This window comes from Microbacterium sp. ET2 (genome assembly GCF_030347395.1).
Lineage (GTDB): Bacteria > Actinomycetota > Actinomycetes > Actinomycetales > Microbacteriaceae > Microbacterium > Microbacterium albipurpureum.
On sequence record NZ_CP128170.1, the window covers coordinates 1314788 to 1337378 of the forward strand.

A 22591-nucleotide genomic window follows, 5' to 3' on the forward strand; every position below is an offset into this window, starting at 1 on the left:
CTCCTTCGAGAGTGGTTCAGGGCACGCGGTAGCCGGCGGCACGGAACAGTTCGTACCACTCGGCCCGCGTGAGGGGGATGTCGGAACCGAGCGCGGCACCCTGCACACGCTCGATCGTGGTGGTGCCGAGCACCACCTGCATGTTCGCCGGATGCCGGGTGATCCACGCCGTCGCGATGGCGATGGCCGGTACATCGTAGGCCTTGGCGAGGCGGTCGATCACGGCGTTCAACTCGGCGTAGTCGGGGGATCCGAGGAAGGTTCCGGTGAAGAATCCGGCCTGGAAGGGCGACCAGGCCTGCACCGTGATGCCGTGCAGTCGGCAGTAGTCGACGATCCCACCGCCGTCGATCACGACCGACTGGTCGGTGCCCGCCATGTTCGCCGCGACCCCCTGCGCGATGATCGGCGCGTGCGTGATCGACAGTTGGAGCTGGTTGGCGACGATGGGCTGGCGCACGGCGGTCTTCAGCAGCTCGATCTGGGCGGGAGTCTGGTTCGAGACGCCGAAGGCCCTGACCTTGCCCGCACTTTCGAGGTGATCGAACGCGCGGGCGACCTCCTCGGGCTCGACGAGCGCGTCCGGCCGGTGCAGGAGCAGGATGTCGATGTAGTCGGTCTTCAGCGCCTTCAGCGACCCCTCGACCGAGCTGACGAGATGGTCGTAGGAGAAGTCGAAGTACGGCCCCTCCCGCACGATTCCCGCCTTGGTCTGCAGAGTGATCTGCTCGCGCTCGGAGGAGGAGAGCTGAAGGGCCTCGGCGAAGCGCGACTCGCAGCCGTGCAGCTCTTTGCCGTAGACGTCGGCGTGGTCGAAGAAGTCGATCCCGACGTCACGGGCCGCACCGACGAGTGCGCGGACCTCGACGTCGGTCTTGTCGGCGATGCGCATGACACCGAGGACGACGTTGGGGGCGACACCTGCGCCCAGGGGGATCTTCCTCATAGCGGTCCTCTTCTCGGCCTCTCGGCATCCGGAGCGTGCGTCCCCACACTAGGCGGTGCGCGCATCAGCCGTTCCGGCTGGACAACAGCCCGGCGAGCCGTCAGGCTTCGCCGTCTGACCCGTCACCCTCGAGCACGTCGCCTCGCAGGCGGAGTGCCCGCCGGAGGCTTCGCAGGAGCAGCAGGAAACCGCCGAGCGCGACGACGCTGCCGAGGAAGGGCGAAACCGCCACCTGCGCCGTGAGCTCCGGGCCGCCGTCGGCGACGGCCAGCAGAATGCCCATGAGCAGCAGGGCGATCCCGACGACGGTCACGGTGACCTGGCCGAGCAGACCGTCGAGCCAGCTGCGCTCGGTCGGGTTGGAGAAGCGGCGCAGTTGCACGACGAACGTGCCGTCCTCGAGAGACCGGCCGAGGTTCTCCATGCGGCGGGGCAGACGTCGAAGCTGCTCGACGAACAGCGCACCGTTGGACTGCGCCGACAGGAGCAGGTCGCGGGGGGTGTTCATCAAGCGCGCCGTGTGGGGGGCGCGGCTGAGCGCGTGGCCCACCATGTCGTAGTCCGCCTGCAGCCGCCGCATCGATCCTTCGAGGGACGCCAGGGTGCGGAAGACCAGCAGGAGCGACGGCGGCATGGCCAGTCGGTGAGCGCGTAGGACGTCGATCAGCGCCCGGAACACGTTCTGGTCGATCGTGCCGTTGTGGATGCGGGTCAGCACCACGCCGATGTCGTGCTGAAGCGCGGCGCGATCGGCCGACGTGCCTCGCGTCGGTGCGCAGAGGAGAAGGACGACGTCGGTGGCGGCGATGTCGTCTTCGTTCAGGATCGCGATGAGGAAGGGCACGAGGAGGTGGCGCATGCTGCGTTCGAGCACGCCGATGGCTCCGAAGTCGACGAGCGCAACGCTGTCGTCATCGCGCAGCACCAGGTTCCCGGGATGCAGGTCGGCGTGGAAGACGCCGCGGACCGCGATCTGCTCGAACACGGCATCCACGACACCATCGGCGATCGCCACGGCGCGTTCGGGTGGAAGATCGCCGGGGGTCAGCCGACTGAACGGTGTTCCGGTCACCCGCTCGAGGACGAGCATGCGTGACGTGGTGAACTGCGCGTACACCTTCGGCACCACCACCTTCGAGTCGCTCGATCGGGCGGTGGCCCCGCGCAGCAGCTCGGTGTTCGTCGCCTCGACGCGGTAGTCGAGCTCCTCCCGCAGCGCGCGCGCGAACTCGACCACGAGGGCACGCAGTCCGTAGTCGCGGGCCCACTCCATGCGACGTTCGGCGTCGGTGGCCAGACGCTCGAGGATGTCGAGATCCGTCGTCACCTGCGCGCGGGCCCGCGGTCGTTGGATCTTCACCACGACCTCCTCCCCCGACAGCAGGGTCGCCGCATGCACCTGGGCGACGGATGCGGCGGCGAGTGGATGCTTCTCCACCGAGGCGAACACCTCGTCCAGCGGCAGCCCGAGCCCGGCGGCGATCGCCGCCTCCGCCTCGGCCCACGGGATGGCGGTCGAATCCATCTGCAGCGTGGACAGGGCGCGGACGAACTCGGGCGGGAGGACGTCCTCACGCGTGGACAGGGTCTGTCCGAGCTTGACGAAGGTCACCCCCGCCTGATTGAGGGCGGCGACGAGGGCTGTCGGCAGATCGTCGCCGTCACCGCGACGGTGGCGCTGGTAGAGCCCCAGCCCGTGTCGCGATCCGATGGCGACGATCTGCGCGTAACGGCGAGCGCGGTCGCGTCGCCGCAGGGCTTGGCGGAACGCCGTGACCGGGTTGCGGAAACCTCGGGAGGGCCACAGGAATTCGACCGCCATGATGACGGCGACGACGATCGCGAGCATCCACCCGAGCGTGAGGGCGAGGAATGCCAGGGCGATGAAGCCCTGGACGGCGAACGTGAAGTCATCGTCGAGGACACCCGAGCGCTGCAGCATCCACAGCGCCACCGGCGCGCTGACGAGGAAGACGAGCACGGAGAGGATGAGCGCCCGGATCTCGCCGATCCTCCGGTCGAGAAGACGACGCGCCACCCACGTCGCGATGAGCGCGAACGCGATCGCGATCAGACCTACGATCACCCAGGCCGGCATAGGTCGATTGTGTCAGTGCTAGCCGGCGGTGTCAGGCGAGGCGCTCAGCCGTCCTTGCGAATCCACCGGAAGGTCAGTCGGGCGAGGATCAGTCCCACCACCAGCCAGATGAGAAGCGCGATGAGGGTCTCCTGGTGCTGCCAGGAGCCACCCGGCTCGGCGTCGGCGAAGACCTCGGGGAGGAAGACCGAGCGCATCCCCTGCGCGATCCACTTCAGCGGGAAGATCCCGGCGAAGTTCTGCAACCACTCCGGGAGGGTGTCGAAGGGGATGAACACCCCGGAGATGAACTGCAGCACCAGCACGATCGGTATCACGACAGCGGTGGCGCTCCGGCCGCTGCGGGGCAGGGCACTCAGGGCGATGCCCAGCACGCCGCAGGTGATGGCGCCGAGAAGGAACACCCAGGTGAAGGTCAGCCAGCGCTCGGGATCAGTGGGGAGCGCCACACCGAAGAACACCGCCGCGATGACGAGCAGCAGAGCGGCCTGGAACACCCCGGTGACCAGCACCTGCCCGAGCTTGCCGATGAAGTACGACACCGGTGAGAGCGGCATGCCTCCCAGACGCTTGAGCGTGCCGTCGCTGCGCTCCATGGCGATGTCGATCGCCAGCAGCTGCGTGCCCGACAGCAGAAGGCCCGCGGCGAGCATGGCGGGGAGGTAATACCCGGCGGCGGTGACCTCATCGGTGGGCGGGCCGAAGGTGCTGCTGCTGAAGGCGACCGCGAAGATGAACAGGAACAGCACGGGAAAGAGGAAGGTGAAGAACACCGAGTCGCCCTGGCGGAAGTAGGCGCGCACCTCGAAGACGATGCGGCGGAGTCCCAGCCGGATGGTGCGGGCCGGACCGAATGAGACCTTGTGCGACGCGCGGGTCGTGCTCATCGGGTCACCTCCGTGACGGTTTCGGAGCCGGGACCGGGGTCGGGTGCGGAACCGTCGCCCGCCTCGCCCTCGACGAACGAGAGGTAGACGTCCTCGAGGCTCGGGCGCACGATCTCGAGGCCCTCGGGCTCCCCACCCGCCGACGCGTACAGTTCGGCGACCAGGCGTCCGGGCTGCTCGGTGCGCTGCTCGCGGACCTGGCCGGCCTCCCGCCACCGCACGATGGGAATGCGCGCCTCGGCACCGCCGAGCTCATCGACCGGACCGAGCGAGGCGAGCTTCCCGCCCACGACGATCGCGGCACGTTCGGAGAGCTCGGCGGCTTCATCGAGGTAGTGGGTGGTCAGCAGGATCGTCGTCCCCTCGCGCTGCAGCCCCCGGATGAGTTCCCAGAACACCCGCCTGGCTTCGGGGTCGAACCCGGTGGTCGGTTCGTCGAGGAAGAGAAGTTCGGGCGAGCCGATGATCCCGAGGGCCACATCCACGCGCCGGCGCTGACCACCGGAGAGCTTCCGCACCGAGGTCTTGGCCTTCTCCGAAAGCCCGACGGCCTCGATGACCTCGTCGACTTTCCGAGCCCGCGGGTAGAACGATGCGAAGTGCGACAGCAGCTCCTTCACGCTCGCCGACGGCGCCTCGCCCGTGCTCTGAAGCACGATCCCCAGGCGCGACCGCCAGCGGAGATCCCCCTGGCGCGGGTCGACGTTCAGCACACGCACCTCACCGCCGGAGCGATCGCGGTACCCCTCGAGGATCTCGATGGTCGTGCTCTTGCCTGCGCCGTTGGGACCGAGCAGGGCAAAGGTCTCACCGCGGCGGATGTCGAAGCTCACACCCTTCAGCGCCTGGAAGCCGCCGCGGTAGGTCTTGGTGAGGTCTTCGACCTCGACAACACTCGTCATACTCCGACCATGCCGTATCCCGCGGCCCTCCGGGGACGATCTGACGGGTCGGTGATCAGCTCGACGTCGCTGCCGCGACATCCTCTTCGGTCGCCACCAGCTGCCCGCACGCGCCGTCGATCTCCTTGCCGCGCGTGTCTCGCAGCGTCGTGGGGATGCCCGCGGCGTTCAGTCGCCGCACGAACTCGTTCTGAACGCTCCGCTCCGATGCGGTCCACACCGACCCCGGGGTGGGGTTCAGCGGGATCGGGTTCACGTGCACCCAGCCCCGGCCGCGGGCGTTGAGCTTCTCGGCCAGCAGGTCGGCGCGCCAGCCGTGGTCGTTCATGTCCTTGATCAGTGCGTATTCGATCGAGACGCGGCGCCCGGTCTTGTCGAAATACTCGCGGGCGGCGTCGAGGGCCTCATCGACCTTCCACTTCGAGTTGACCGGAATCAGCTCGTCTCGCAGGTGGTCGTCGGGGGCGTGGAGCGACAGGGCGAAGGTGACGGGGATCTCTTCGGCGGACAGCTTCCGAATCGCGGGCACGAGTCCGACCGTCGACACCGTGATGCCGCGTGCACTCATCCCGAGCCCGCGCTGCGGGTCGATCATCACCCGCACCGCCTGCATCACCCGGGCGTAGTTGGCCAGAGGCTCCCCCATGCCCATGAAGACGATGTTGGTGACCCGCTCGTCGGGGTGCTCGGCCTTCCCGAGCCCACCCTCGCGGATGAGGCGGTTCGCGCGCACGATCTGATCGACGATCTCGGCCGCAGACATGTTGCGGGTGAGTCCCGCCTGGCCGGTGGCGCAGAACGGGCAGTTCATGCCGCATCCGGCCTGGCTCGACACGCACAGCGTGATCCGGCCCGGGTAGCGCATCAGCACCGACTCCACGAGCGCGCCGTCGTGCAGCTTCCAGAGGAACTTGATCGTGTCGCCGCGATCCGTCTGCAGACGACGCACCTCGGTGAGAAGCGGCGGCAGGAGGCCGGCGACAAGGTCGTCGCGGACGGATGCCGGGAGGTCGGTCATCTCACCGGGGTCGCTGGTGTAGTGGCGGAAGTAGTGGGTCTCGAGCTGCTTCGCGCGGAACGCCGGGAGACCGAGCTCGGTGACTTTCGCAGCGCGCTCCTCGGCGGTGAGGTCGGCCAGATGCACCGGCGGCTTCCCCCGCTTGGGGCTGGCGAACTGCAGCAGGGGTCGGCCGTCGGCATCCTTCTGCTGCTTCCACCCCTCGGTGCGCGGCCGCACCTGGCGGACAGGCCCGGCGGCGCCGCGGGCAGGAGGATTCTCGGTCACCGTCCCAGGTTACCTGGGGCCTCCTGGGCGGAACCTGCCGCCACGTGCCGGGGGGCGCGGCACGGTCACGACCGGTCGAAAAGTTTCCGCTTCACGCGTTCCACACCGCAGAAATCGACGGGTCGCGGCGACGGACGCGGTCGCAGCGGTCAGGTCGCTCAGAAAGCGATGACGGCGCGGCGTACCGTGAGAGCGTGAGCGAGCTGCAGATCCGTGACATCCGTCCCTCCGACGCCGGCGAGGTGCTGACCCTGCAGCGAGCGGCCTTCGTGTCGGAGGCGCTGATCTACGGCAGCGTCGAGATGCCGCCGTTCACCCAGACGCTCGAGGAGGTCGAGCACGAGCTGGCCGAGAACCTCGGCTGCGTCGCGCACCTGGGTCACCGGATGGTGGGCGCCGCCCGCGCACGAGCGGATGACGGGCTGCTGCTGATTGGTCGCATCTCCATCGCCCCCGACGTGCAGGGCGAGGGCGTCGGATCGCGACTTCTCGTGGCGCTGGAGGAGCGTGGCCGCGCGGCGGGCGCGACCGAGGCCGAGCTGTTCACCGGGTCGCTCAGCGAGGCGAACCTCCGCCTCTACGAGCGCGAGGGCTACCGCGAGACCCAGCGGGTGCCGGGCGACGGCAGCGACCAGGTGTTCCTGCGCAAGCCGCTCGTCTGACGATCAGTCGAGGAAGATGTCGGGGAAGAGCTCGGAGTCGGGTGTTCCCGGCACCGCCGCGTAGCGCGAGAAGTCGGTCACCCCGGCGGCCTCCAGCACGTCTTCGACGATGAGCGTCTGGCCGGTGTACTCCCGCGACGGCTTCGTGAGCACCTCGTACGCGGCGTCGGCGTAGATCTCAGGCGTGCGGCTGGCGCGCATCATCCGGTCCCCGCCGAGCGCGAACTGCACCGCCGCGGTCGCGATGGTCGTGCGCGGCCACAGGGTGTTCGCGGCAATGCCCGCCTCGGCGAACTCCGCGGCGAAGCCGAGCGTCGCCATCGTCATCCCGTACTTCGCGAGGGTGTACCCGGTGTGCGCACCCAGCCAGCGGGGGCTGAGGTTCAGGGGCGGAGAGAGGGAGAGGATGTGGGGGTTCGCCGCGTCGCGGAGGATCGGCGCCGCTGCCCGGGACAGCATGAAGGTGCCGCGGACGTTGACATCCTGCATGAGGTCGTACTTCTTCGCCGCGAGGTCGAGGGAGGGCGACAGGTCGATGACGCTGGCGTTGTTGATCACGATGTCGATGCCGTCGAACTCGCCCTGCGTCTTCAGCACCGCCTCGGTGATGTCGTCGTCATTGCGCACGTCGCCGACGATCGGCAGGGCCCGGCCGCCTGCCTCTTCGATCGCGGCCGCGGCGGTGTGCACGGTGCCCTCGAGCTTCGGGTGCGGAGTGTCGGTCTTGGCCAGCAGCGCGATGTTCGCGCCGTCGCGGGCGGCCCGCAGCGCGATCGCGAGGCCGATCCCGCGGCTGCCGCCCGAGATCAGGATGGTCTTTCCGGCGAGGGTCATCGGGTCTCCTCCGAGCGTGATCGTGAATGGGATGCCGCGGCGAACGCCGCGACGCGGGTGCGCGCCTCGTCGGTGGCGAACCGGGTTCCGATCGTCGCGGCCTCGTCGTCGAGATTGACCTTGAACGGGCGGTCGGCACCATGCCGGACCAGTCTCTTGGCCTGCCCGAACGCCGCGGTGGCGCCGTCGATCCAGGTGCGCGCGATCGCCTCGGCGCGGGCAGCCAGGTCGTCCGCGGGCACGACCTCGGCGATGAGACCCCAGTCGAGCGCCTCTTCGGCGGTAAGGGTGCGGTCCTGAAGCAGCAGCTGCAGGGCGCGGCGCTGGCCGATCGCCGCGGGCAGCAGCGTCGTCACCCCGAGGTCGGGAGTCAGCCCGATGTTGGCGTAGCGGCTGACGAAGCGCGCCGCGTCGGTGGCCACGATGTAATCGGCGGTGAGCATGAGCCCGAGGCCCCCGCCGGCCACGGCGCCCTGCACGGCGGCGACGATGGGCTTATCCGACAGGGCGAGGGTGCGGATGCCGTCGTGGATGACGTGTGCACTCGCGGTCACGTCGTCCCCGGTGGCACCGGTGGCCGACATCGCCACGACGTCGCCGCCGGCGCAGAAGGCCGGGCCCGCGGCATCCAGGATCACCGCCCCGATCCCCGGGTCATCGGCCACCCGGTGGGCGATCTCGCGCCAGCGCTCGGCCATCGCGAAGTCCATCGCGTTCAGTCGCGCCGGGCGGTTGAAGGTGACGCGTGCGAGGCCGTCCTCCGCGATGGTGACGAGGATGCTCTCCTCGGCGGCGGTGCTGTCGAGGACGGTCGTCGGGGTCATCGCGGAGCCATCCGGATCGCGCCGTCCAGGCGAATGGTCTCGCCGTTGAGGTAGCCGTTCTCGACGATCTGCTGCACGAGGGCGGCGTATTCGTCGGGCCTGCCGAGCCGGGCGGGGTAGGGCACCTGCTCGCCGAGGGAGTCCTGCGCCGCCTGCGGCAGCCCCTTCAGCATCGGCGTTTCCATGATGCCGGGGGCGATCGTGACGACCCGAATGGCGTGACGGGCGAGTTCGCGCGCGATCGGAAGGGTCATCGCATGCACGCCCCCCTTGCTCGCCGCATAGGCCGGCTGACCGATCTGCCCGTCGAACGCCGCGACGCTCGCGGTGTTGACGATGACGCCGCGGTCTCCGGATGCCGTCGGCTCAGTGCGGACAATGGCCGCGGATGCTTGCGCGATGACGTTGTAGGTGCCGATGAGGTTCACGCGGACGAGGCGTTCGAAGTCGGCCAACGGGGTCGGCCGGCCGTCTCGGTCGAGGACCTTGGCCGGCGGGGCGATGCCGGCGCAGTTCACAACGATGCGCAGCGGTCCAGTGCTGGCCGCCGTGGCGACGGCCGCCGCGACCTGCTCGGGGTCGGTGACATCGGCGGGGGCGAAGGCGCCGCCGAACCCGTCCGCAACCCCGGCGCCGGGCGATGAGGGCAGGTCGACGATGGTCACGACCGCGCCCGCGCGGGCGAGGCGTTCGGCGGTGGCGAGGCCGAGGCCGCTCGCACCTCCGGTCACGAGGGCTGCTGCGCCCGAGATCTCCATGCCGTTCTCCTTCGAACCGTCCAGCCTGTCAGCGATACGGCGTGTCAATCCCTGTGGGACTGAGTGTCACCGCCGTATCGCTGACACCAGGCTAACCGGTCCGAGGAAACCTCACGAGCCGCGCGACTCGTCCTTCGCGACGATGACCGGCTCGCCCTCGATCTGCTCGCGATCCTTCGCCTCGCGGTCGTTGCGGGTCTTGATGAGGCTCGCGATCGTCGCCACCGTGATCGTGCCGGCGATGAACAGCAGCGAGAGCCAGATGGGAATCTCGGGGACCCACAGCAGCGGCTCACCGCCGTTGATGAAGGGCAGCTCGTTGACGTGGAGGGCGTGGAAGACGAGCTTCACGCCGATGAAGGCGAGAATGACCGCGAGGCCCTGCGCCAGGTAGACCAGGCGCTCCAGTAGACCGCCGATGAGGAAGTAGAGCTGACGCAGACCCATCAGGGCGAACGCATTCGCGACGAAGACGATGTACGCCTCTTCGGTCAGGCCGTAGATCGCAGGGATGGAGTCGACGGCGAAGATGAGGTCGACGAAACCGATCGCGACGATGACGAGCAGCATCGGGGTGACGAACCGACGGCCGTCCTTCTTGACGGTCAGCTTGTCGCCGTTGTACTCGTCGCTGACCGGCAGGTGGCGACGCACGAACGTCATGAACCTTCCGTTGGCGGGGTCGGACTCGCCGTGCGCGAACGCCTGCCGGTAGGCCAGGAACAGCAGCAGCGCGCCGAAGACGTAGAAGATCCACGAGAAGTTCTCGATGAGCGCCGCGCCGACGGCGATGAACGCGCCGCGCATGACCAGCGCGATCACGATGCCGATCATCAGCACCTTCTGCTGGTAGATCTTCGGCACGGCGAAGCCGGTCATCACGATGAGGAAGACGAAGAGGTTGTCGATCGACAGCGCCTTCTCGGTGAGGTAGCCGGCGTAGTACTCGCCGCCGAAGTCCCAGCCCCAGACCATGCCGATGACGACACCGAAGAGGAGCGCGAGGCCGATGTAGAACGCCGACCAGCGGGCCGACTCGCCGATGCTCGGCTCATGGGGCGTTCGCACATGGGCGAAGAACTCGTAGATGAAGAACGCGATCGTGACCGCGATCGTGATGATCCAGACGAGGGGGGTGATGTCCACGAGGAGGCTCCAAGGGTGGGTGGGTAGGCGTGGTACCGCCCAAGGTCTCCTCCGCCCAGAATGGGTCGGCGGCCCGGAACGCTGCATCGGATTCGTATTGACGGGCACGCCGCAGACGGGAGTACTCCCCTTGTCGCGGCTACCAGGGTACCAAAGCCCCCCGGGTCTAGGGTGGCCCCGTGTCGATTCCGGTGGATGGGGTGGTGGTGCCCGGGCGGGTCCGCCGGCTCGCCGGGGGTGACGATCTGATCCCGGTCTGGCGGAACGAGCTCGGCGGGCTGACCTTTCGGGCGAATGGGGCCGGCGGCATCCGGTACGTGAAGTGGGGTCCGCGTAACGCCGAGACGACCGTCGAGGGCGAGGCGGAGCGCCTGGCATGGGCGACGCGATTCACCGCAGTGCCACGGGTGATCGCGCGGGGCGGCGATGACGACGAGGAGTGGCTTGTCACCGAAGCGCTTCCGGGCGAGAGCGCCGTCGCGCCGCGGTGGATCGCGGCACCCGAGGTCGCCGTGACGGCGATCGGGGTCGGACTGCGGTCCTTTCATGACCGGCTGCCCGTGCCGGAGTGTCCGTTCTCGTGGCGCGTCACCGACCGCTTCGAGAAGGCGGCGCGGCGCGGCATCCAGCTGCCCGAGGCATTGCGGGACGCGCCTTCCGAGGACGACCTCGTGGTCTGCCACGGCGACGCGTGCGCCCCGAACACGGTGCTCGCCGACGATGGGAACGTGTCGGGGCACGTGGATCTCGGTGCGCTCGGCGTCGCCGATCGCTGGGCAGATCTCGCGGTCGCCGCGATGAGCCTGGAGTGGAACTATGGGCCAGGATGGACCGAGACGTTCCTCGACGCCTACGGCGTCGCCGGGGACGAGGACCGGATGAGCTACTACCAGGAGCTGTGGAACGCGACATGAGTGACATCCCCAAACCCTCGGTCACCGGCGTCGTCGAGTCGATCGACAGCGAACCCCACCTCGTCCTTCGTCGCACCTTCGCCTCCTCGGCGAAGAAGGTGTGGCGCGATCTCACCGACTCCGACCGCCTTTCACGGTGGATCGGGCACTGGAAGGGCGACCCCGCCGAAGGCCACGTGTCGTTCCAGATGACGGCCGAGGGCGACAACGTCCCGCCGGAGACCTTCACGATCCGCGAGTGCGACAAGCCGCGCCGGTTCGTCGCCGACACCCAGCAGGGTGGCGGCACGTGGCACCTCTGGTTCGAGCTGCGCGAGGACGACGGGGAGACGACTCTCACCTTCGGGCAGCGGTTGAATCCGAACGAGGATGTCGGCTCGATCGGCCCCGGGTGGGAGTACTACCTCGACCGCCTGGTCGTCGCGCGGCAGGGCGGCGACGTGGACGCCGTCGAGTGGGACGCGTACTACCCCGCGCTCCGGGCCGGGTACCAGAAGCAGGTCGCCGCAGGCTGAGCGCGGGGCGTTCGCGCGGCGGCGGCGCCGCGTGGTGATGCCGCGATGCGGTGGCCTGGCGCAGAAGTGGCGCATATGGTCGCCTTGCCGCGCTCAACCCGACAATCTGCGCCACATCGATCCGCAGCGCCAGGAGAAGGTGACGCACATTGTCGCCTTAGGCCCCTCAACCCGACAATCTGCGCCACCTCGATGAGCCGGTGCGTACGGCGCTGACACGCGTGGGCGCGCGTGGGCGCGCGTGGGCTTCGGGCGACCCGACCCTCAGCCCGACCCTCGACCCGACCCTGCGCCCGACCGTCAGCCCGGCCCGAGGATGAGGTTCCAGGTACCCGCGGCGACGGCCGCGGCAACCGCGATCCCGCCGATGGCGGCGCCGACCGCCAGCAGCGCCCACTCGCGACGACCGAACGTGGATTCCCGGGCCCAGGTGCGGCGGCCCGGCGCGCCGAAGCCCCGCGCCTCCATCGCGGTGGCGAGTGTCGCCCCGCGGCGCAGCGACAGCACGAGCAGGGCGAACGCCATGCCGAGGAAGCGCCGCACCCGCCCGCGATCGGCAACGCCGCGCGCGCGGCGCGCGAGTTCGAGCGCCCGCCAATCATCGAGGAACAGCCCCACCATGCGCAGCCCCGCGAGCGCGCCGAGCACGAAGCGCGACGGCAGCCGCAGCACCTGGCCGAGCCCGTCGGCGAGGTCGGTGGGATCGACGGTCACGAAAAGCACGACCGAGGGCAGCGCGATGGCGAGCACGCGCAGCATCGTCGCGAACGCCAGCTCGAGCGACCCCTCGCTGACCCGCACGACGAACAGCTCCAGCAGCACCCGCCCCGACGTCTCGCCGTAGAGGGCTATCGTGAGCGCCGTGAGGGGCGCGGCCAGCCACACCGGCCAGGTGCGACGCCAGAACTCGCGCCAGCCGAGCCCGGCGAACGGGAACAAGGCGAACTCCAGCAGCAGGGCCACCCCCGCCGACACCGGGTCGAGGGTCAGCACGAGCGGCACGGTGAGCAGCGCCGCGGCGCCGAGCTTGGCGACGGGGTTGATCGCGGCGACCGGGCCGGTGCGCGCACGCGTGCGCTCGAGCGTCATCCGACCGCCCCCATCTCCAGCTCGTCGGCGCCGAGCGCGCGCACCACCTCGCGGTCATGCGTGATCGCCACGATCGCCGTCCCGGCGTCGCGGAGGTCTGCCAGGAGCGCCACGAGCTCGCTCCAGGTGCGGGCGTCCTGTCCGAAGGTCGGTTCGTCGAGGACGAGCACGCGCGGCCGCGTCGCGATCGCCGCCGCGACCGTGAGCCGACGCTTCTCGCCACCGGAGAGCGTGTACGGGTTGGCCGCACCGAGGTGGTCGAGCCGCAGCCGCCGCAGCAGGTCGTCAACCCGCGCCTCGACGTCGGGGTCGGCCAAGCCGAGCGCGCGCGGCCCGACGGCGAGCTCGTCGCGCACCGTGCGCGTGAGGAGCTGATGCTCGGGCTCCTGGAACACCGTGCCGATGCGGGTGAGAAGCGCCCGCGAACTCCACCGGATCGGCGTCGGCCCCGCTCCGTCGGCGAGCGTCTCGGTCGCCACAAGAGCACCGGATGCCGCAGGCAGGAGTCCCGCGAGCGTCAACCCGAGAGTGGACTTGCCAACCCCGTTCGGTCCGGTGATGGCCAGCACGCCGCGCTCGCGCACGACGGCGCGCTCCACGCGCGCGACGGGGGTGTCGCGCACGCGTGCGACAGCGAGGTCGTCGCCCTCGAGGAGAGGGCGACCGGGCGGAAGGGGCGCCGGCGCCGGGTGACGCGGCGGCCACCCCGGCACCCAGACTCCCTGCGCCGCGACGGCCGCGCCGTCGCGGCGCAGCACCTCATCGGGTGCACCGTCGGCGATGACTCCGCCCGCACCCCCGACGTCGCTCGCACGGTCCGGACCGCCCAGCACGATCACCCGATCGACGACCCCGAGCCACGCCTCGACGCGGTGTTCGACGACGACCAGTGTCATCCCGGACTCTGCCGCGACTCTGGCGACGGCGTCGCGCACCTCGATGACCCCCGCCGGGTCGAGGTTGGCAGTCGGCTCATCCAGGAGCAGGATGCCTGGGCGCATCGCCAGCGCCCCGGCGAGCGCGAGCCGCTGCTTCTGACCCCCCGAGAGCGCCTTCGTCGGCCGGTCGAGCGGCACATCGAGGCCGACGGCGTCGAGGGCCGCCCCGACCCGCGGCCAGATGTCCGCTCGGGGGACGCCGAGGTTCTCGCAGCCGAAGGCGACATCGTCGCCGACGCGGGCGAGGATCACCTGAGCGTCGGGGTCCTGGAGCACCAGGCCCGCCCGACCGCGGGCGTCGGCCGCCGGCATCCCGTCGATGAGGAGCTCGCCGGCCTGCTCGCCGTCCTCCCCCTCGCCGAGGACGCCGGCGAACCCGTGGAGAAGGGTCGACTTGCCCGCTCCCGACGCTCCGAGCAGGAGCACGCGCTCCCCTGGATCGATTCGCAGCGTGACGTCGTTCAGCGCCCACGCACGACGCGAGGCGTGTCGCCACCCCCAGCCGCGCGCCTCCAGCGCGCCCGGACGTGTGCCGGTCGAGTCCACCGGTCTAGACGCGCGCGCGCGCCTCGCGCCCGATCGCGAAGCGGTCGAGTGCGCCGGTCGCCGCGAGGCCTCGCGCGAGCACCCACGACAGCGCCCCGGCGATCAGCGCGCCCGACACGAGCGTGCTGGCGAGGTACACGGTGATGAACACGCCTCCGGAGCCCGGGTACCACAGGATCAGGTTGTTGATGCCGCCGGCGAGCGCCGCGCCCATGCCGGCGAGCACGGCGACCGGGAGGCTCCAGCGCCGGTAGAAGAACAGCAGGAAGATGAGCTCGGCGCCCAGGCCCTGGACGAGACCGGCCTCGATCGTGAGGAACCCGCCCCAGGTGTTGCCGACGAGGGCTGAGACGACCGCAGCGAGCGTCTCGGTGTAGATCGCCGCCCCGGGCTTGCGGATGATGAGCGCTCCGAGCACCCCGGCGAACAGCCACGGTCCGTCGAGAAGGCCCTGAAGCCCCGGCAGCAGGGGGCTGAGGAAGTTGCTCGGCCCGAGGTAGGCGATGTTCCACAGCAGGAACACCAGACCCGCCGCAACCCCGAGGACGCTGGCGATGACGATGTCGATGACGCGCCAGCGGAAGCGGTGGCCTCCGGTGCCGGTGGTCGACGACGCGGACGTGGACGTGTGCGTGTGCATCAGTACTCCCTTCCTGCGCTGGCATGACCCAGATCAGGTTCGACGGTCGGAGCGCGATTCGCTCCCTCTCAGCCCGGCTCGCCGGACTCCCGTGGTTTCGGCAACCATCCTATCGCCGTCGGCGTTGTAGCGTAGGCGAATGGCGGAGGACGACCGGGACCCCCTCACGCGTCGTGGCCTGCGCCGGCGACAGGGGGAGACGGATGCCGCGGAGTCGCCGTCGCACGCGGGAGTGTTGACCGCACCCGAGGGCGACGCCGCCCCGTCACCGACACGATCGAGCTTGGCCGAACCGTCGATCGTCGCCGAGTCGCGGCATCCCACCGCCCTCACCTGGGTCGATGAGTCTGCGCTCCTCGCCCGCCCGCCCGGGTTCACCGACCTCTCCGGCGGGGGTGTGCCGTATGTGCCGGTGGGCGCCGACCTGCTCGCCGGCGCCCCGCGCCGCTCGATCTTCCGTCCCGGCGTCCTGCTCCCCGCCGCGGTGATCCTCGGTCTCGTGGGGGGCTACGCCGCGACCACGGGACTCTGGCCGCTGTACGCCGTGACCCCCGAGGTCGAGGCCGTGCAGGTCCTCCCGTCCGCGGCGCCCGCGGCAGCGCCGGTGTGGCCCACCGAGGGAAGCGCCGCCGTCGCGGTCGAGGGCATCGGCGGGCCGCTGGCCTCCAGCGCCGACCGCGACGCCATCGCGAGCATCACCAAGGTCGTGACCGCCCTCGTCGTCCTCGATGAGCTCCCCCTCGCCCCCGGTGAGCCCGGACCGGAGTTCCGCTTCACCGGAGGTGACAGCAGCGAGTACTGGGACTACCTGGCCGGCGGCGAGTCCGCCCTCGACGTCCCCGTCGGGGGAAGCCTCTCGATGTACCAGATGCTCGAGGGCATCCTGATCGGCTCTGCCAACAACTACGCCGACCGCCTCGCGTCGTACCTGTACCCCACCGACGCCGTCTTCGCCGACGCGGCGGCGAGCTGGCTCGACCGGCACGGCATCTCGGGGCTCACGATCGTCGAACCCACCGGCATCGACGAGCGCAACAGCGCCAGTGCCGAAGCCCTCATCCCACTCGCCCAGCGCGCGCTCGCGAATCCGGTCGTCGCCGAGATCGTGGCCAAGCAGTCCGTGGAGCTTCCCGGAGCCGGGCTCGTGACCAACACCAACGGCCTCCTCGCCGACCCGGGGGTCGTCGGCATCAAGACCGGCACGCTCGACCGGTGGAGCCTGCTGTCGGCGAAGAACATCACCGTCGCCGAGACCCCGATCACCCTCTACGCCGCCGTCCTCGGCCAGCCCGATGACGAGACGCGCCTGGCGGCATCCCGCGCCCTGTACGCGCAGCTCGAGGCCGAACTGCAGCCGACGGTCGCGGTACCGGCCGGCACGACGGCCGGATTCGTCCGGACGGCGTGGGGTGAGGACGTGCCGATCGTGACGAGTGCGGATGCGTCGGTGATCGCGTGGAACGGCGGGTCGGCGTCCGTGGAGTCGACCTTCGACCTCGACGACCTGCGCGCCGAGGGCGACGCGGTCGGAGCGCTCACCGCAGCCGGCGCGCTCGATGACAGCGTGGTCGGCCTCGAGCTCGCGCAGGACGTCGAGGACCCGACGTTCTGGTGGCGGCTCACCCATCCGCTGGAGTTGTTCGGCCTCACCGGCTGAGCGCAGCGCGGTCGCGGCTTCTCGCGCTGGCGGCCCGCGCGGTCACGGCGCGGGCGTCGCCGCTCAGACGAACTGCGCAGTGTGCTGGAGCCGCGTGCGGATCTCGAACAACTCCGTTCCGCCGATGGCGCGGGCACCGGGCAGACCCCGTCGCAGCACCGTGGCCAGGGCGCTGCGCGAGACGAGCGCTACGGGCACGCCCTTGACCTTGCCGAGCTCCTGGATCGTCTCGGCGACGTCCTCGTCCGGGAGCACCACGATGGCCCCGGTGAACTTCACCCGTGCGGCGCGGGAGACCACCCGCATCCGCGACAGCAGTCCCGCGACGGATCCCTCGGGGATCCCGTCTCCGACGATCTCGCCTCGGCGGACCCCGACCGGCCCGCCGAAGTCCTCGGAAAGGATCCCGAACAGCCCGCTGGGGCCGAGCACGATGTGATCGAGCTTGACGTCGGGGTCGCCGTCGCGACCTGAGGCGGCGACGTCATGCCACACGGTGTAGCCCATGCCGAGGTCGGCGACGGTGCGGGCGGTCTCCTCCTCGGCGAGCGCGTCTGCCAGCAGCCGACGCAGGTGGTGGGGCGCGGAGCGGACGAGAGCCGGGTCGTAGGGGTCGTCGACGGTGACCCCGCGTCCGACCCACTCACGGACGAGGGCGAGATACCGCTCGCGACGCCAGCCCCCGGGGTGCCCGTAGGACCGGGCGCGGGGACGCGTGTCGGCGCGGGGCGCCGGCGGGCGCCATCCCGACCATTCCGGTGCCGGCTCGGCACCGAACCCGTGCCCGCGGTCGTAGGCGGCGCGGGCGTCGGCGGTGCCGACGAGTTCCCAAGCCCGCTGCACCTGCACGAAGATCGCGGCATCGCCCCCGGTGTCGGGGTGAGTCTGTCGCAGCCGCAGGCGGTAGGCACGGCGCAGGGTCTCGTCATCGGCCGTGGGGTCGACCTGCAGCACCTCGTAGGCCGAGGCGGACAACGGGCTGTCGAACACCGTTTCAGGCTATGCGCTGCTGATCGAGACTCGGCTGAGAGCGCCGATCAGGTCGCCGATCGTATGGTCGGCGTTGGAGGGATGCCGCAGGGGCCGCGTCGAACGCACCGTGTAGTGGTTGCGGCGCCCGCGCCGCTCGCGCTCGACGTAGCCCTCGGCGACGAGGTCGTTCAGGATCGTCACCGTCGAGCGCTCGGAGATCCCCACGATGCGGGCGATCTCGGCGAGGGTGACGTCGTTGTTGTCGGCGACGGCGACGAGGACGTGCGCGTGATGGGTGAGGAAGGTCCACGCTCCGCCGCTGGTCATCCCTCGATTGTGTCGCGCGCGCCCCCCGCCCGCCAATCCCGCACCTCGGTCAGACCTTCTCGAGGCGGGCGGAGGGTCGACGCCAGAGCGGCTCGAGCTCGGCCATCTCCTCCTCCGTGGCAAGACGGAAGGCTCCGGCCGACTCCACCTCGATCTGTCGACGACCCTGACCGCGGGTCGCGATGAGCGACGCGGTGATGGCGACGGCGATGATGAGCGCGACCACTGCGAGCGAGACGAGGGTCGGGATCTTGACGATATCGAGGAGGGCCATTTTCACACCGACCCACACGAGCACGAACGCGAGCCCGATCTTGAGGTAGCGGAAGCGGTGGATGAGGTCGGCGAGGAGGAAGTACATCGCCCGGAGGCCGAGGATCGCGAACGCGTTGGCGGTGAACACGAGGAACGGCTCACTGGTGACGGCGAAGATCGCCGGGATCGAGTCGACCGCGAAGATGATGTCGGTCACCTCCACCAGCACGAGAACCGCAAGAAGAGGCGTGGCGACCAGGACGCCGGCCTTGCGCACCAGGAAGCGCGGGCCGTGGTAGGCGTCGGTCATCGGGACGAATCGGCGGAACAGCTTCAGCGTCCGGGACTTCTCGGGGCGGACGTGCTCGTTGCGGGTGCGGATCATCTGGATGCCGGTGAGGACCAGGAACGCGGCGAAGACGTACAGGATCCAGGAGAAGTTCTCGATGAGCGCCGCGCCGGCGGCGATGAAGATCCCGCGGAAGACGAGGGCCCCGAGCACACCGAGGAAGAGCACCCGGTGCTGGAACTCGCGGGGCACCGCGAAGGCGGCGAAGATGATCGCCCAGACGAAGACGTTGTCGACGGCGAGGGACTTCTCGATGACGTATCCGGCGAAGTACTGCTGGCCGAACTCCGCGCCCCACGAGTTCCAGACGACGATGCCGAAGGTGATGCCTGACAGCACCCAGACGATCGACCAGGCGGCCGCCTCGCGGATCCCGATGACGTGGGCTTTCCGGTGGGCGACGAGATCGGCGACGAGCATCGCGACGATGACGCCGAGGACGACGAACCAAGCCCAGAGCGGGACGGACATGAGAGAACCTCCACGAGTGTCGTGAAGGTCTCATCAGGCGTGTCGCGCCCCACGCACCGGGTCACAACGGGTGACCGTACTGTCGATACGTCGCGAGGATTACTCCCCTTCGAAGAAGAGTGAAGCATACTTCATGTTTCGGTGGCAAGCTCGTGCATCGTGCGGACGGCGCGTAGGGTGCGATCGTGAAGCTCCTCCTGACATCCGGCGGCGTGACGAACCCGACCATCCGCGAGGCTCTGGTCGAGATGCTCGGCAAACCCGTCGAAGAATCGGATGCGCTCGTCATCCCGACCGCCCAGTGGGGCCACCCCCTGTGCTCACCGCAGAGCGCTTGGCGAACCGTCGCTGCCCACCCTCCGGGAGGGTCGGCGCTCACGGGGCTCGGCTGGCGATCGCTCGGGATGCTGGAACTCACCGCGCTGCCGAGCATCGACCGCGATCGCTGGGTGCCCTGGGTCAGGGAGGCGGACGCGCTGCTCGTCGACGGCGGCGAGGCGGTTTTCCTCGCTCACTGGCTGCGGGAATCCGGCCTCGCCGATCTCCTCCCCTCCTTGACCGACACGGTGTGGGTCGGCGTCAGCGCCGGGAGCATGGTGCTCACCCCGCGCATCGGTGCGCAGTTCGTCGAGTGGCGACCCGATGCAGGCGACGAGACGCTGGGCCTGGTGGACTTCTCGATCTTCCCCCACCTGGATTACCCGGGGTGGGAGTCGAACACGCTCGACCGCGCGCACCGGTGGGCGGAGGGGATCGACCGGCCCGCCTACGCCCTCGACGATCAGAGCGCGATCTCGGTCGTCGACGGAGTCACGCACGTCCTGTCGGAGGGCACGTGGGTAGACCTCCGCGCGTGATGCGGCGCGGGGGGCTCAGCCCGCGGGGCGTCCCGTCAGCACCGACGCGAGCGTCGGGCGCCAGTGGCGCTGGACGTACTCCAGGGCCTCGTCGACCGGCAGCGCACGGGTGGAGTTGCCCACACGGATCCACAGTTCGGTCGTGGCGCCTCCGCCGCTCGCCGCAAGGAACACCGGCTTCGGTGACGGCGGGCACTCCACCGCGCAGACGACAGCATCGCCGGGTGACACACGGACGAACCGGATGCGCGGCAGCGCCGCCGCGTTCCGGCCGAGCGTCGTGGACAGCATGTCGCGCAGCCACAGCTCGAATCGATCATGGTCGGGTGTCCGAAGGGTCGCGAGGTCGCGGTCGAGTCCCACCGCCTCGCCGGCGTCGTTCGCACCGATGACGAGCACGCCGCCTCGACTGTTGAGGAACGCCGCAATCGTCTTGGCGATCGCGAGCTCCATCCGCGCATCCTTCTTGCTCTCCCGCACGTTCCAGCGCGCCGTCTCCTTGAACTCCGCGCGCTCCGACTCCCCCGCGCGCAGCACCGCCGAGACGTCGGCGTCGCCCGCCCCGCGCTGCGTGAGGGCGACGATCGCCGCGACGAGGAACGACAGCCCGAGGCTCGTCCCGAAGGTGAGGAGGAGGGTGGTGGGCATCCATAGTCGCTGGCCGTAGAGGAACATTCCCGCCAGGAAGATGCCGACGCTGAACCCGAGGAGCGAGATCAGCGTCATCGCCGTGACGCTGAACGAGAGGCGTCTGCCGAAGATCGCCAGGATGAGGCGGGCGAGCAGATACGCGGTACCGACGGAGATCGGCAGCGCGACGGCGAAATCGACCAGAAGGGGGCTCTGCGGCATCCGTCCCTCTCAGCGCAGCGCGCCCACGCTCGCCAGCGCGAGGCGGATGAGGGTTCCGCGCCCACCCTCCATCTCGGCCGCGACGGCGTCGGACGACGCCTCGTCGGGCGAGAGCCAGGTGACTTCGAGGGCGTCCTGACGCGGCTCGCAGGTGCCGGTGACCGGCACGACGAACGCCAGCGACACGGCGTGCTGCCGGTCGTCGTGGAAGGCGCTGACACCGGGGAGGGGGAAGTACTCGGCCACGGTGAACGGCACCGGCTGAGGCGGCAGGAGCGGGAAGGCCATCGGGCCGAGGTCGTTCTCGAGGTGGCGGAACAGCGCGTCGCGCACCGTCTCGCCGTACCGCACCCGCCCCGACACGATCGAGCGGGTGATCTCCCCGACGGGGGTGGCACGGAGCAGGATGCCGACCTGGATCACCTGCCCCATGCCGTCGGTGCGGACGGGAATGGCCTCGACGTACAGCATCGGCAGCCGCCGCCGGGCCTCGGCCAGTTCGACGTCGCTCAGCCATCCGGGATTGGCCGACGAGCCCGTCGAGCCCCCGCCGAGCCCGTCGAGCGGGTCGCGGCGAGCGCCGCGGGCGTCGTCGTTCTCGCCCGGGTCGGGGTCAGGGGTACGCACCGGCATAGGTCATGTATACCCCGAGGCGTCGCGATCACCCAGGAGCGAGAGCGCCGGGAGACCTGTCGGGAGCCTCTGGAAGGATGTCGGCATGTCCGACGAGCCCGCTCCCTCCCTCGCCCTCGCCGACGACCTGGCGCTGTGGTCCGCTGAGCCCGGCGACCGCGCGGGGCGACCCCTGCTGGTGCTGCTGCACGGCTACGGCGCCGACGAGCGCGATCTGTTCGGACTGGTCCCGTTCCTCCCGCCCGACTTCGTCGTCGCCGCGGTGCGGGCGCCGCTGACTCCGCCGTGGCCCTCGCCGGGGTACTCCTGGTACCCCATCGAAGGTCTGCAGGGCCGCGACCCGGGGGCCGTCACGTCCGCCGCCACGGCTCTTCTGCAGTGGATGGATGCCGCCGCCGCGCCGGCCACGAGCGTCGGCCTCCTGGGTTTCTCGCAGGGCGCGGCCGTCGCACTGCAGGCGCTGCGCCTTCACCACGAGCGCTTCGCCTTCGTGGTGAACCTGTCGGGCTACGTCACGCCGGGGGCGCTTCCCGGCGACGCCGCCCTCGCGGCACGCCGGCCGCCGGTGTTCTGGGGTCGCGGGTCGCGCGACGACGTCATCCCCGCGGCGCTGGTGGATCACACCGCGCAGTGGCTCCCCGACCACGTCGACCTCAGCGGCCGGCTCTATCCGGGGCTCACGCACAGCGTCTCCGAAGACGAGCTGCGCGATGTCCGGGTGTTCCTCGACAAGCGCCTCGACCAGTCGACGTAGGCGACTCAGTCCCCGCCGCCTCCGCCTCCGTCTCCGTCGAAGCCCCCATCGGGAAGGTGCCGGTCGTCCGTGGCCGCGGCCCTCGCGGCGCCGGCGCCCGACGCCTCCGCCCGACCCGAGCGATCAGCGCGGCCCGAGCGGTCGCGGCGACGCGCCCCTGGCGAACGGACAGCGGAGAGGGCTGAGCCCATGGCCACTGCGACGCCGGCACCGATGGCGACACCCACGCCGACGTTGCCGAGCGACAGCCCGATGGCCAGTCCTACGCCGAGTCCGATGATGATGCCGCCGAACCACCCGAGCGCCCGTCGATCGGGGCTGCGACCGCCGTCGTCAGTGCCGTGCTGCGTCATGCCGCCACGGTATGGCGAGGCATCGGTCTTCGCGTCCCCCTTCCGGCGGATTCTCCGCACACCGGCGGAGATCGACGTCAGGGAGGACGTGACGCGCGGGTCGGCACCTCCGTTGCGTCGATCTCCT

24 protein-coding genes and 1 riboswitch are annotated in these 22591 nt (G+C 70.2%); of the genes, 6 read left to right on the forward strand and 18 right to left on the reverse strand.

The window, feature by feature from the left end; genetic code table 11:
* Nucleotides 1-16 precede the first annotated feature (16 nt).
* The 5 genes from QSU92_RS06420 to rlmN all read right to left on the reverse strand — a co-directional run bounded on the left by QSU92_RS06420 (nucleotide 17) and on the right by rlmN (nucleotide 6118).
* Nucleotides 17-946 (reverse strand): aldo/keto reductase, encoded by a 930-nt coding sequence (locus QSU92_RS06420; RefSeq protein WP_289265345.1) that lies wholly within the window; start codon nucleotides 944-946, stop codon nucleotides 17-19.
* Nucleotides 947-1046: 100 nt separating this feature from the next.
* A complete protein-coding gene (locus QSU92_RS06425; protein ID WP_289265346.1) occupies nucleotides 1047-3044 on the reverse strand; it encodes an ABC1 kinase family protein in 1998 nt (665 codons plus the stop codon).
* A gap of 44 nt (nucleotides 3045-3088) precedes the next feature.
* Complete coding sequence (locus QSU92_RS06430; protein WP_289265347.1) at nucleotides 3089-3931, reverse strand: ABC transporter permease; 843 nt, start codon at nucleotides 3929-3931, stop codon at nucleotides 3089-3091.
* Complete coding sequence (locus QSU92_RS06435; RefSeq protein ID WP_289265348.1) at nucleotides 3928-4833, reverse strand: ABC transporter ATP-binding protein; 906 nt, start codon at nucleotides 4831-4833, stop codon at nucleotides 3928-3930. Before QSU92_RS06435 ends, QSU92_RS06430 begins: the two co-directional genes overlap by 4 nt.
* A gap of 55 nt (nucleotides 4834-4888) precedes the next feature.
* Complete coding sequence (gene rlmN / locus QSU92_RS06440) at nucleotides 4889-6118, reverse strand: dual-specificity RNA methyltransferase RlmN (protein WP_289265349.1); 1230 nt, start codon at nucleotides 6116-6118, stop codon at nucleotides 4889-4891.
* 194 nt (nucleotides 6119-6312) lie between these two features.
* On the opposite strand from rlmN, the gene QSU92_RS06445 reads away from it, so the two are divergent.
* Nucleotides 6313-6780: a GNAT family N-acetyltransferase gene (locus tag QSU92_RS06445; protein WP_289265350.1), complete on the forward strand. Its 468-nt coding sequence runs from the start codon at nucleotides 6313-6315 to the stop codon at nucleotides 6778-6780.
* Nucleotides 6781-6783: 3 nt separating this feature from the next.
* Here QSU92_RS06445 and QSU92_RS06450 read toward each other — a convergent pair whose 3' ends face one another.
* The 4 genes from QSU92_RS06450 to QSU92_RS06465 all read right to left on the reverse strand — a co-directional run bounded on the left by QSU92_RS06450 (nucleotide 6784) and on the right by QSU92_RS06465 (nucleotide 10342).
* Complete coding sequence (locus QSU92_RS06450) at nucleotides 6784-7614, reverse strand: SDR family oxidoreductase (RefSeq protein WP_289265351.1); 831 nt, start codon at nucleotides 7612-7614, stop codon at nucleotides 6784-6786.
* Nucleotides 7611-8438, reverse strand: coding sequence for an enoyl-CoA hydratase/isomerase family protein (locus QSU92_RS06455; RefSeq protein WP_289265352.1), 828 nt, complete (start codon nucleotides 8436-8438; stop codon nucleotides 7611-7613). Before QSU92_RS06455 ends, QSU92_RS06450 begins: the two co-directional genes overlap by 4 nt.
* The gene (locus tag QSU92_RS06460; RefSeq protein WP_289265353.1) at nucleotides 8435-9196 is read right to left on the reverse strand and encodes an SDR family NAD(P)-dependent oxidoreductase; all 762 of its coding nucleotides are present in this window, start codon (nucleotides 9194-9196) and stop codon (nucleotides 8435-8437) included. The genes QSU92_RS06455 and QSU92_RS06460 overlap by 4 nt, the downstream gene beginning before the upstream one ends.
* 111 nt (nucleotides 9197-9307) lie before the next feature.
* Entirely contained in the window at nucleotides 9308-10342 is a 1035-nt protein-coding gene (locus QSU92_RS06465; protein WP_289265354.1) for a TerC family protein, read from the reverse strand.
* 179 nt (nucleotides 10343-10521) lie between these two features.
* On the opposite strand from QSU92_RS06465, the gene QSU92_RS06470 reads away from it, so the two are divergent.
* Both QSU92_RS06470 and QSU92_RS06475 read left to right on the forward strand, forming a co-directional pair.
* Nucleotides 10522-11256 carry an aminoglycoside 3'-phosphotransferase gene (locus QSU92_RS06470; protein ID WP_289265356.1) on the forward strand — a complete coding sequence of 245 codons (735 nt, stop codon included), beginning with the start codon at nucleotides 10522-10524 and terminating at the stop codon, nucleotides 11254-11256.
* The gene (locus QSU92_RS06475; RefSeq protein ID WP_289265357.1) at nucleotides 11253-11771 is read left to right on the forward strand and encodes an SRPBCC family protein; all 519 of its coding nucleotides are present in this window, start codon (nucleotides 11253-11255) and stop codon (nucleotides 11769-11771) included. Before QSU92_RS06470 ends, QSU92_RS06475 begins: the two co-directional genes overlap by 4 nt.
* Nucleotides 11772-12071: 300 nt before the next feature.
* Here QSU92_RS06475 and QSU92_RS06480 read toward each other — a convergent pair whose 3' ends face one another.
* The 3 genes from QSU92_RS06480 to QSU92_RS06490 form a co-directional block, all read right to left on the reverse strand.
* The gene (locus tag QSU92_RS06480; RefSeq protein ID WP_289265358.1) at nucleotides 12072-12860 is read right to left on the reverse strand and encodes an energy-coupling factor transporter transmembrane component T family protein; all 789 of its coding nucleotides are present in this window, start codon (nucleotides 12858-12860) and stop codon (nucleotides 12072-12074) included.
* Complete coding sequence (locus QSU92_RS06485; protein WP_289265360.1) at nucleotides 12857-14344, reverse strand: ABC transporter ATP-binding protein; 1488 nt, start codon at nucleotides 14342-14344, stop codon at nucleotides 12857-12859. The genes QSU92_RS06480 and QSU92_RS06485 overlap by 4 nt, the downstream gene beginning before the upstream one ends.
* A 4-nt stretch (nucleotides 14345-14348) precedes the next feature.
* Entirely contained in the window at nucleotides 14349-14984 is a 636-nt protein-coding gene (locus tag QSU92_RS06490; RefSeq protein WP_289265361.1) for an ECF transporter S component, read from the reverse strand.
* Nucleotides 14978-15087: riboswitch (TPP riboswitch) on the reverse strand. Its footprint overlaps the gene before it by 7 nt.
* Nucleotides 15088-15123: 36 nt before the next feature.
* Between QSU92_RS06490 and QSU92_RS06495 the strand changes: the two genes are divergently transcribed.
* Nucleotides 15124-16641, forward strand: a complete 1518-nt coding sequence (locus tag QSU92_RS06495; RefSeq protein ID WP_289265362.1) for a D-alanyl-D-alanine carboxypeptidase family protein — start codon at nucleotides 15124-15126, stop codon at nucleotides 16639-16641.
* Nucleotides 16642-16704: 63 nt separating this feature from the next.
* On the opposite strand, the gene QSU92_RS06500 is transcribed toward QSU92_RS06495, so the two are convergent.
* The 3 genes from QSU92_RS06500 to QSU92_RS06510 are packed head-to-tail and all read right to left on the reverse strand — an operon-like array spanning nucleotide 16705 to nucleotide 19015.
* Entirely contained in the window at nucleotides 16705-17631 is a 927-nt protein-coding gene (locus QSU92_RS06500; RefSeq protein WP_289265363.1) for a DnaJ domain-containing protein, read from the reverse strand.
* Nucleotides 17632-17640: 9 nt separating this feature from the next.
* Nucleotides 17641-17940: a helix-turn-helix transcriptional regulator gene (locus tag QSU92_RS06505; protein ID WP_289265364.1), complete on the reverse strand. Its 300-nt coding sequence runs from the start codon at nucleotides 17938-17940 to the stop codon at nucleotides 17641-17643.
* Between the two features lie 49 nt (nucleotides 17941-17989).
* Nucleotides 17990-19015 (reverse strand): TerC family protein, encoded by a 1026-nt coding sequence (locus tag QSU92_RS06510; protein ID WP_289265365.1) that lies wholly within the window; start codon nucleotides 19013-19015, stop codon nucleotides 17990-17992.
* A 185-nt stretch (nucleotides 19016-19200) separates the two neighbouring features.
* Here QSU92_RS06510 and QSU92_RS06515 point away from each other — a divergent pair, with 185 nt between their 5' ends.
* Nucleotides 19201-19872: a Type 1 glutamine amidotransferase-like domain-containing protein gene (locus tag QSU92_RS06515; protein WP_289265366.1), complete on the forward strand. Its 672-nt coding sequence runs from the start codon at nucleotides 19201-19203 to the stop codon at nucleotides 19870-19872.
* A gap of 15 nt (nucleotides 19873-19887) precedes the next feature.
* On the opposite strand, the gene QSU92_RS06520 is transcribed toward QSU92_RS06515, so the two are convergent.
* On the reverse strand, nucleotides 19888-20724 hold the full coding sequence (locus tag QSU92_RS06520) for an AlbA family DNA-binding domain-containing protein (protein ID WP_289265367.1): 837 nt from the start codon (nucleotides 20722-20724) through the stop codon (nucleotides 19888-19890).
* 9 nt (nucleotides 20725-20733) lie between these two features.
* On the reverse strand, nucleotides 20734-21357 hold the full coding sequence (locus QSU92_RS06525) for an NUDIX hydrolase family protein (protein WP_289265368.1): 624 nt from the start codon (nucleotides 21355-21357) through the stop codon (nucleotides 20734-20736).
* An 85-nt stretch (nucleotides 21358-21442) separates the two neighbouring features.
* Between QSU92_RS06525 and QSU92_RS06530 the strand changes: the two genes are divergently transcribed.
* Entirely contained in the window at nucleotides 21443-22111 is a 669-nt protein-coding gene (locus QSU92_RS06530) for an alpha/beta hydrolase (RefSeq protein WP_289265369.1), read from the forward strand.
* Between the two features lie 5 nt (nucleotides 22112-22116).
* On the opposite strand, the gene QSU92_RS06535 is transcribed toward QSU92_RS06530, so the two are convergent.
* Nucleotides 22117-22464, reverse strand: a complete 348-nt coding sequence (locus QSU92_RS06535) for a hypothetical protein (RefSeq protein ID WP_289265370.1) — start codon at nucleotides 22462-22464, stop codon at nucleotides 22117-22119.
* Nucleotides 22465-22591: the final 127 nt, after the last annotated feature.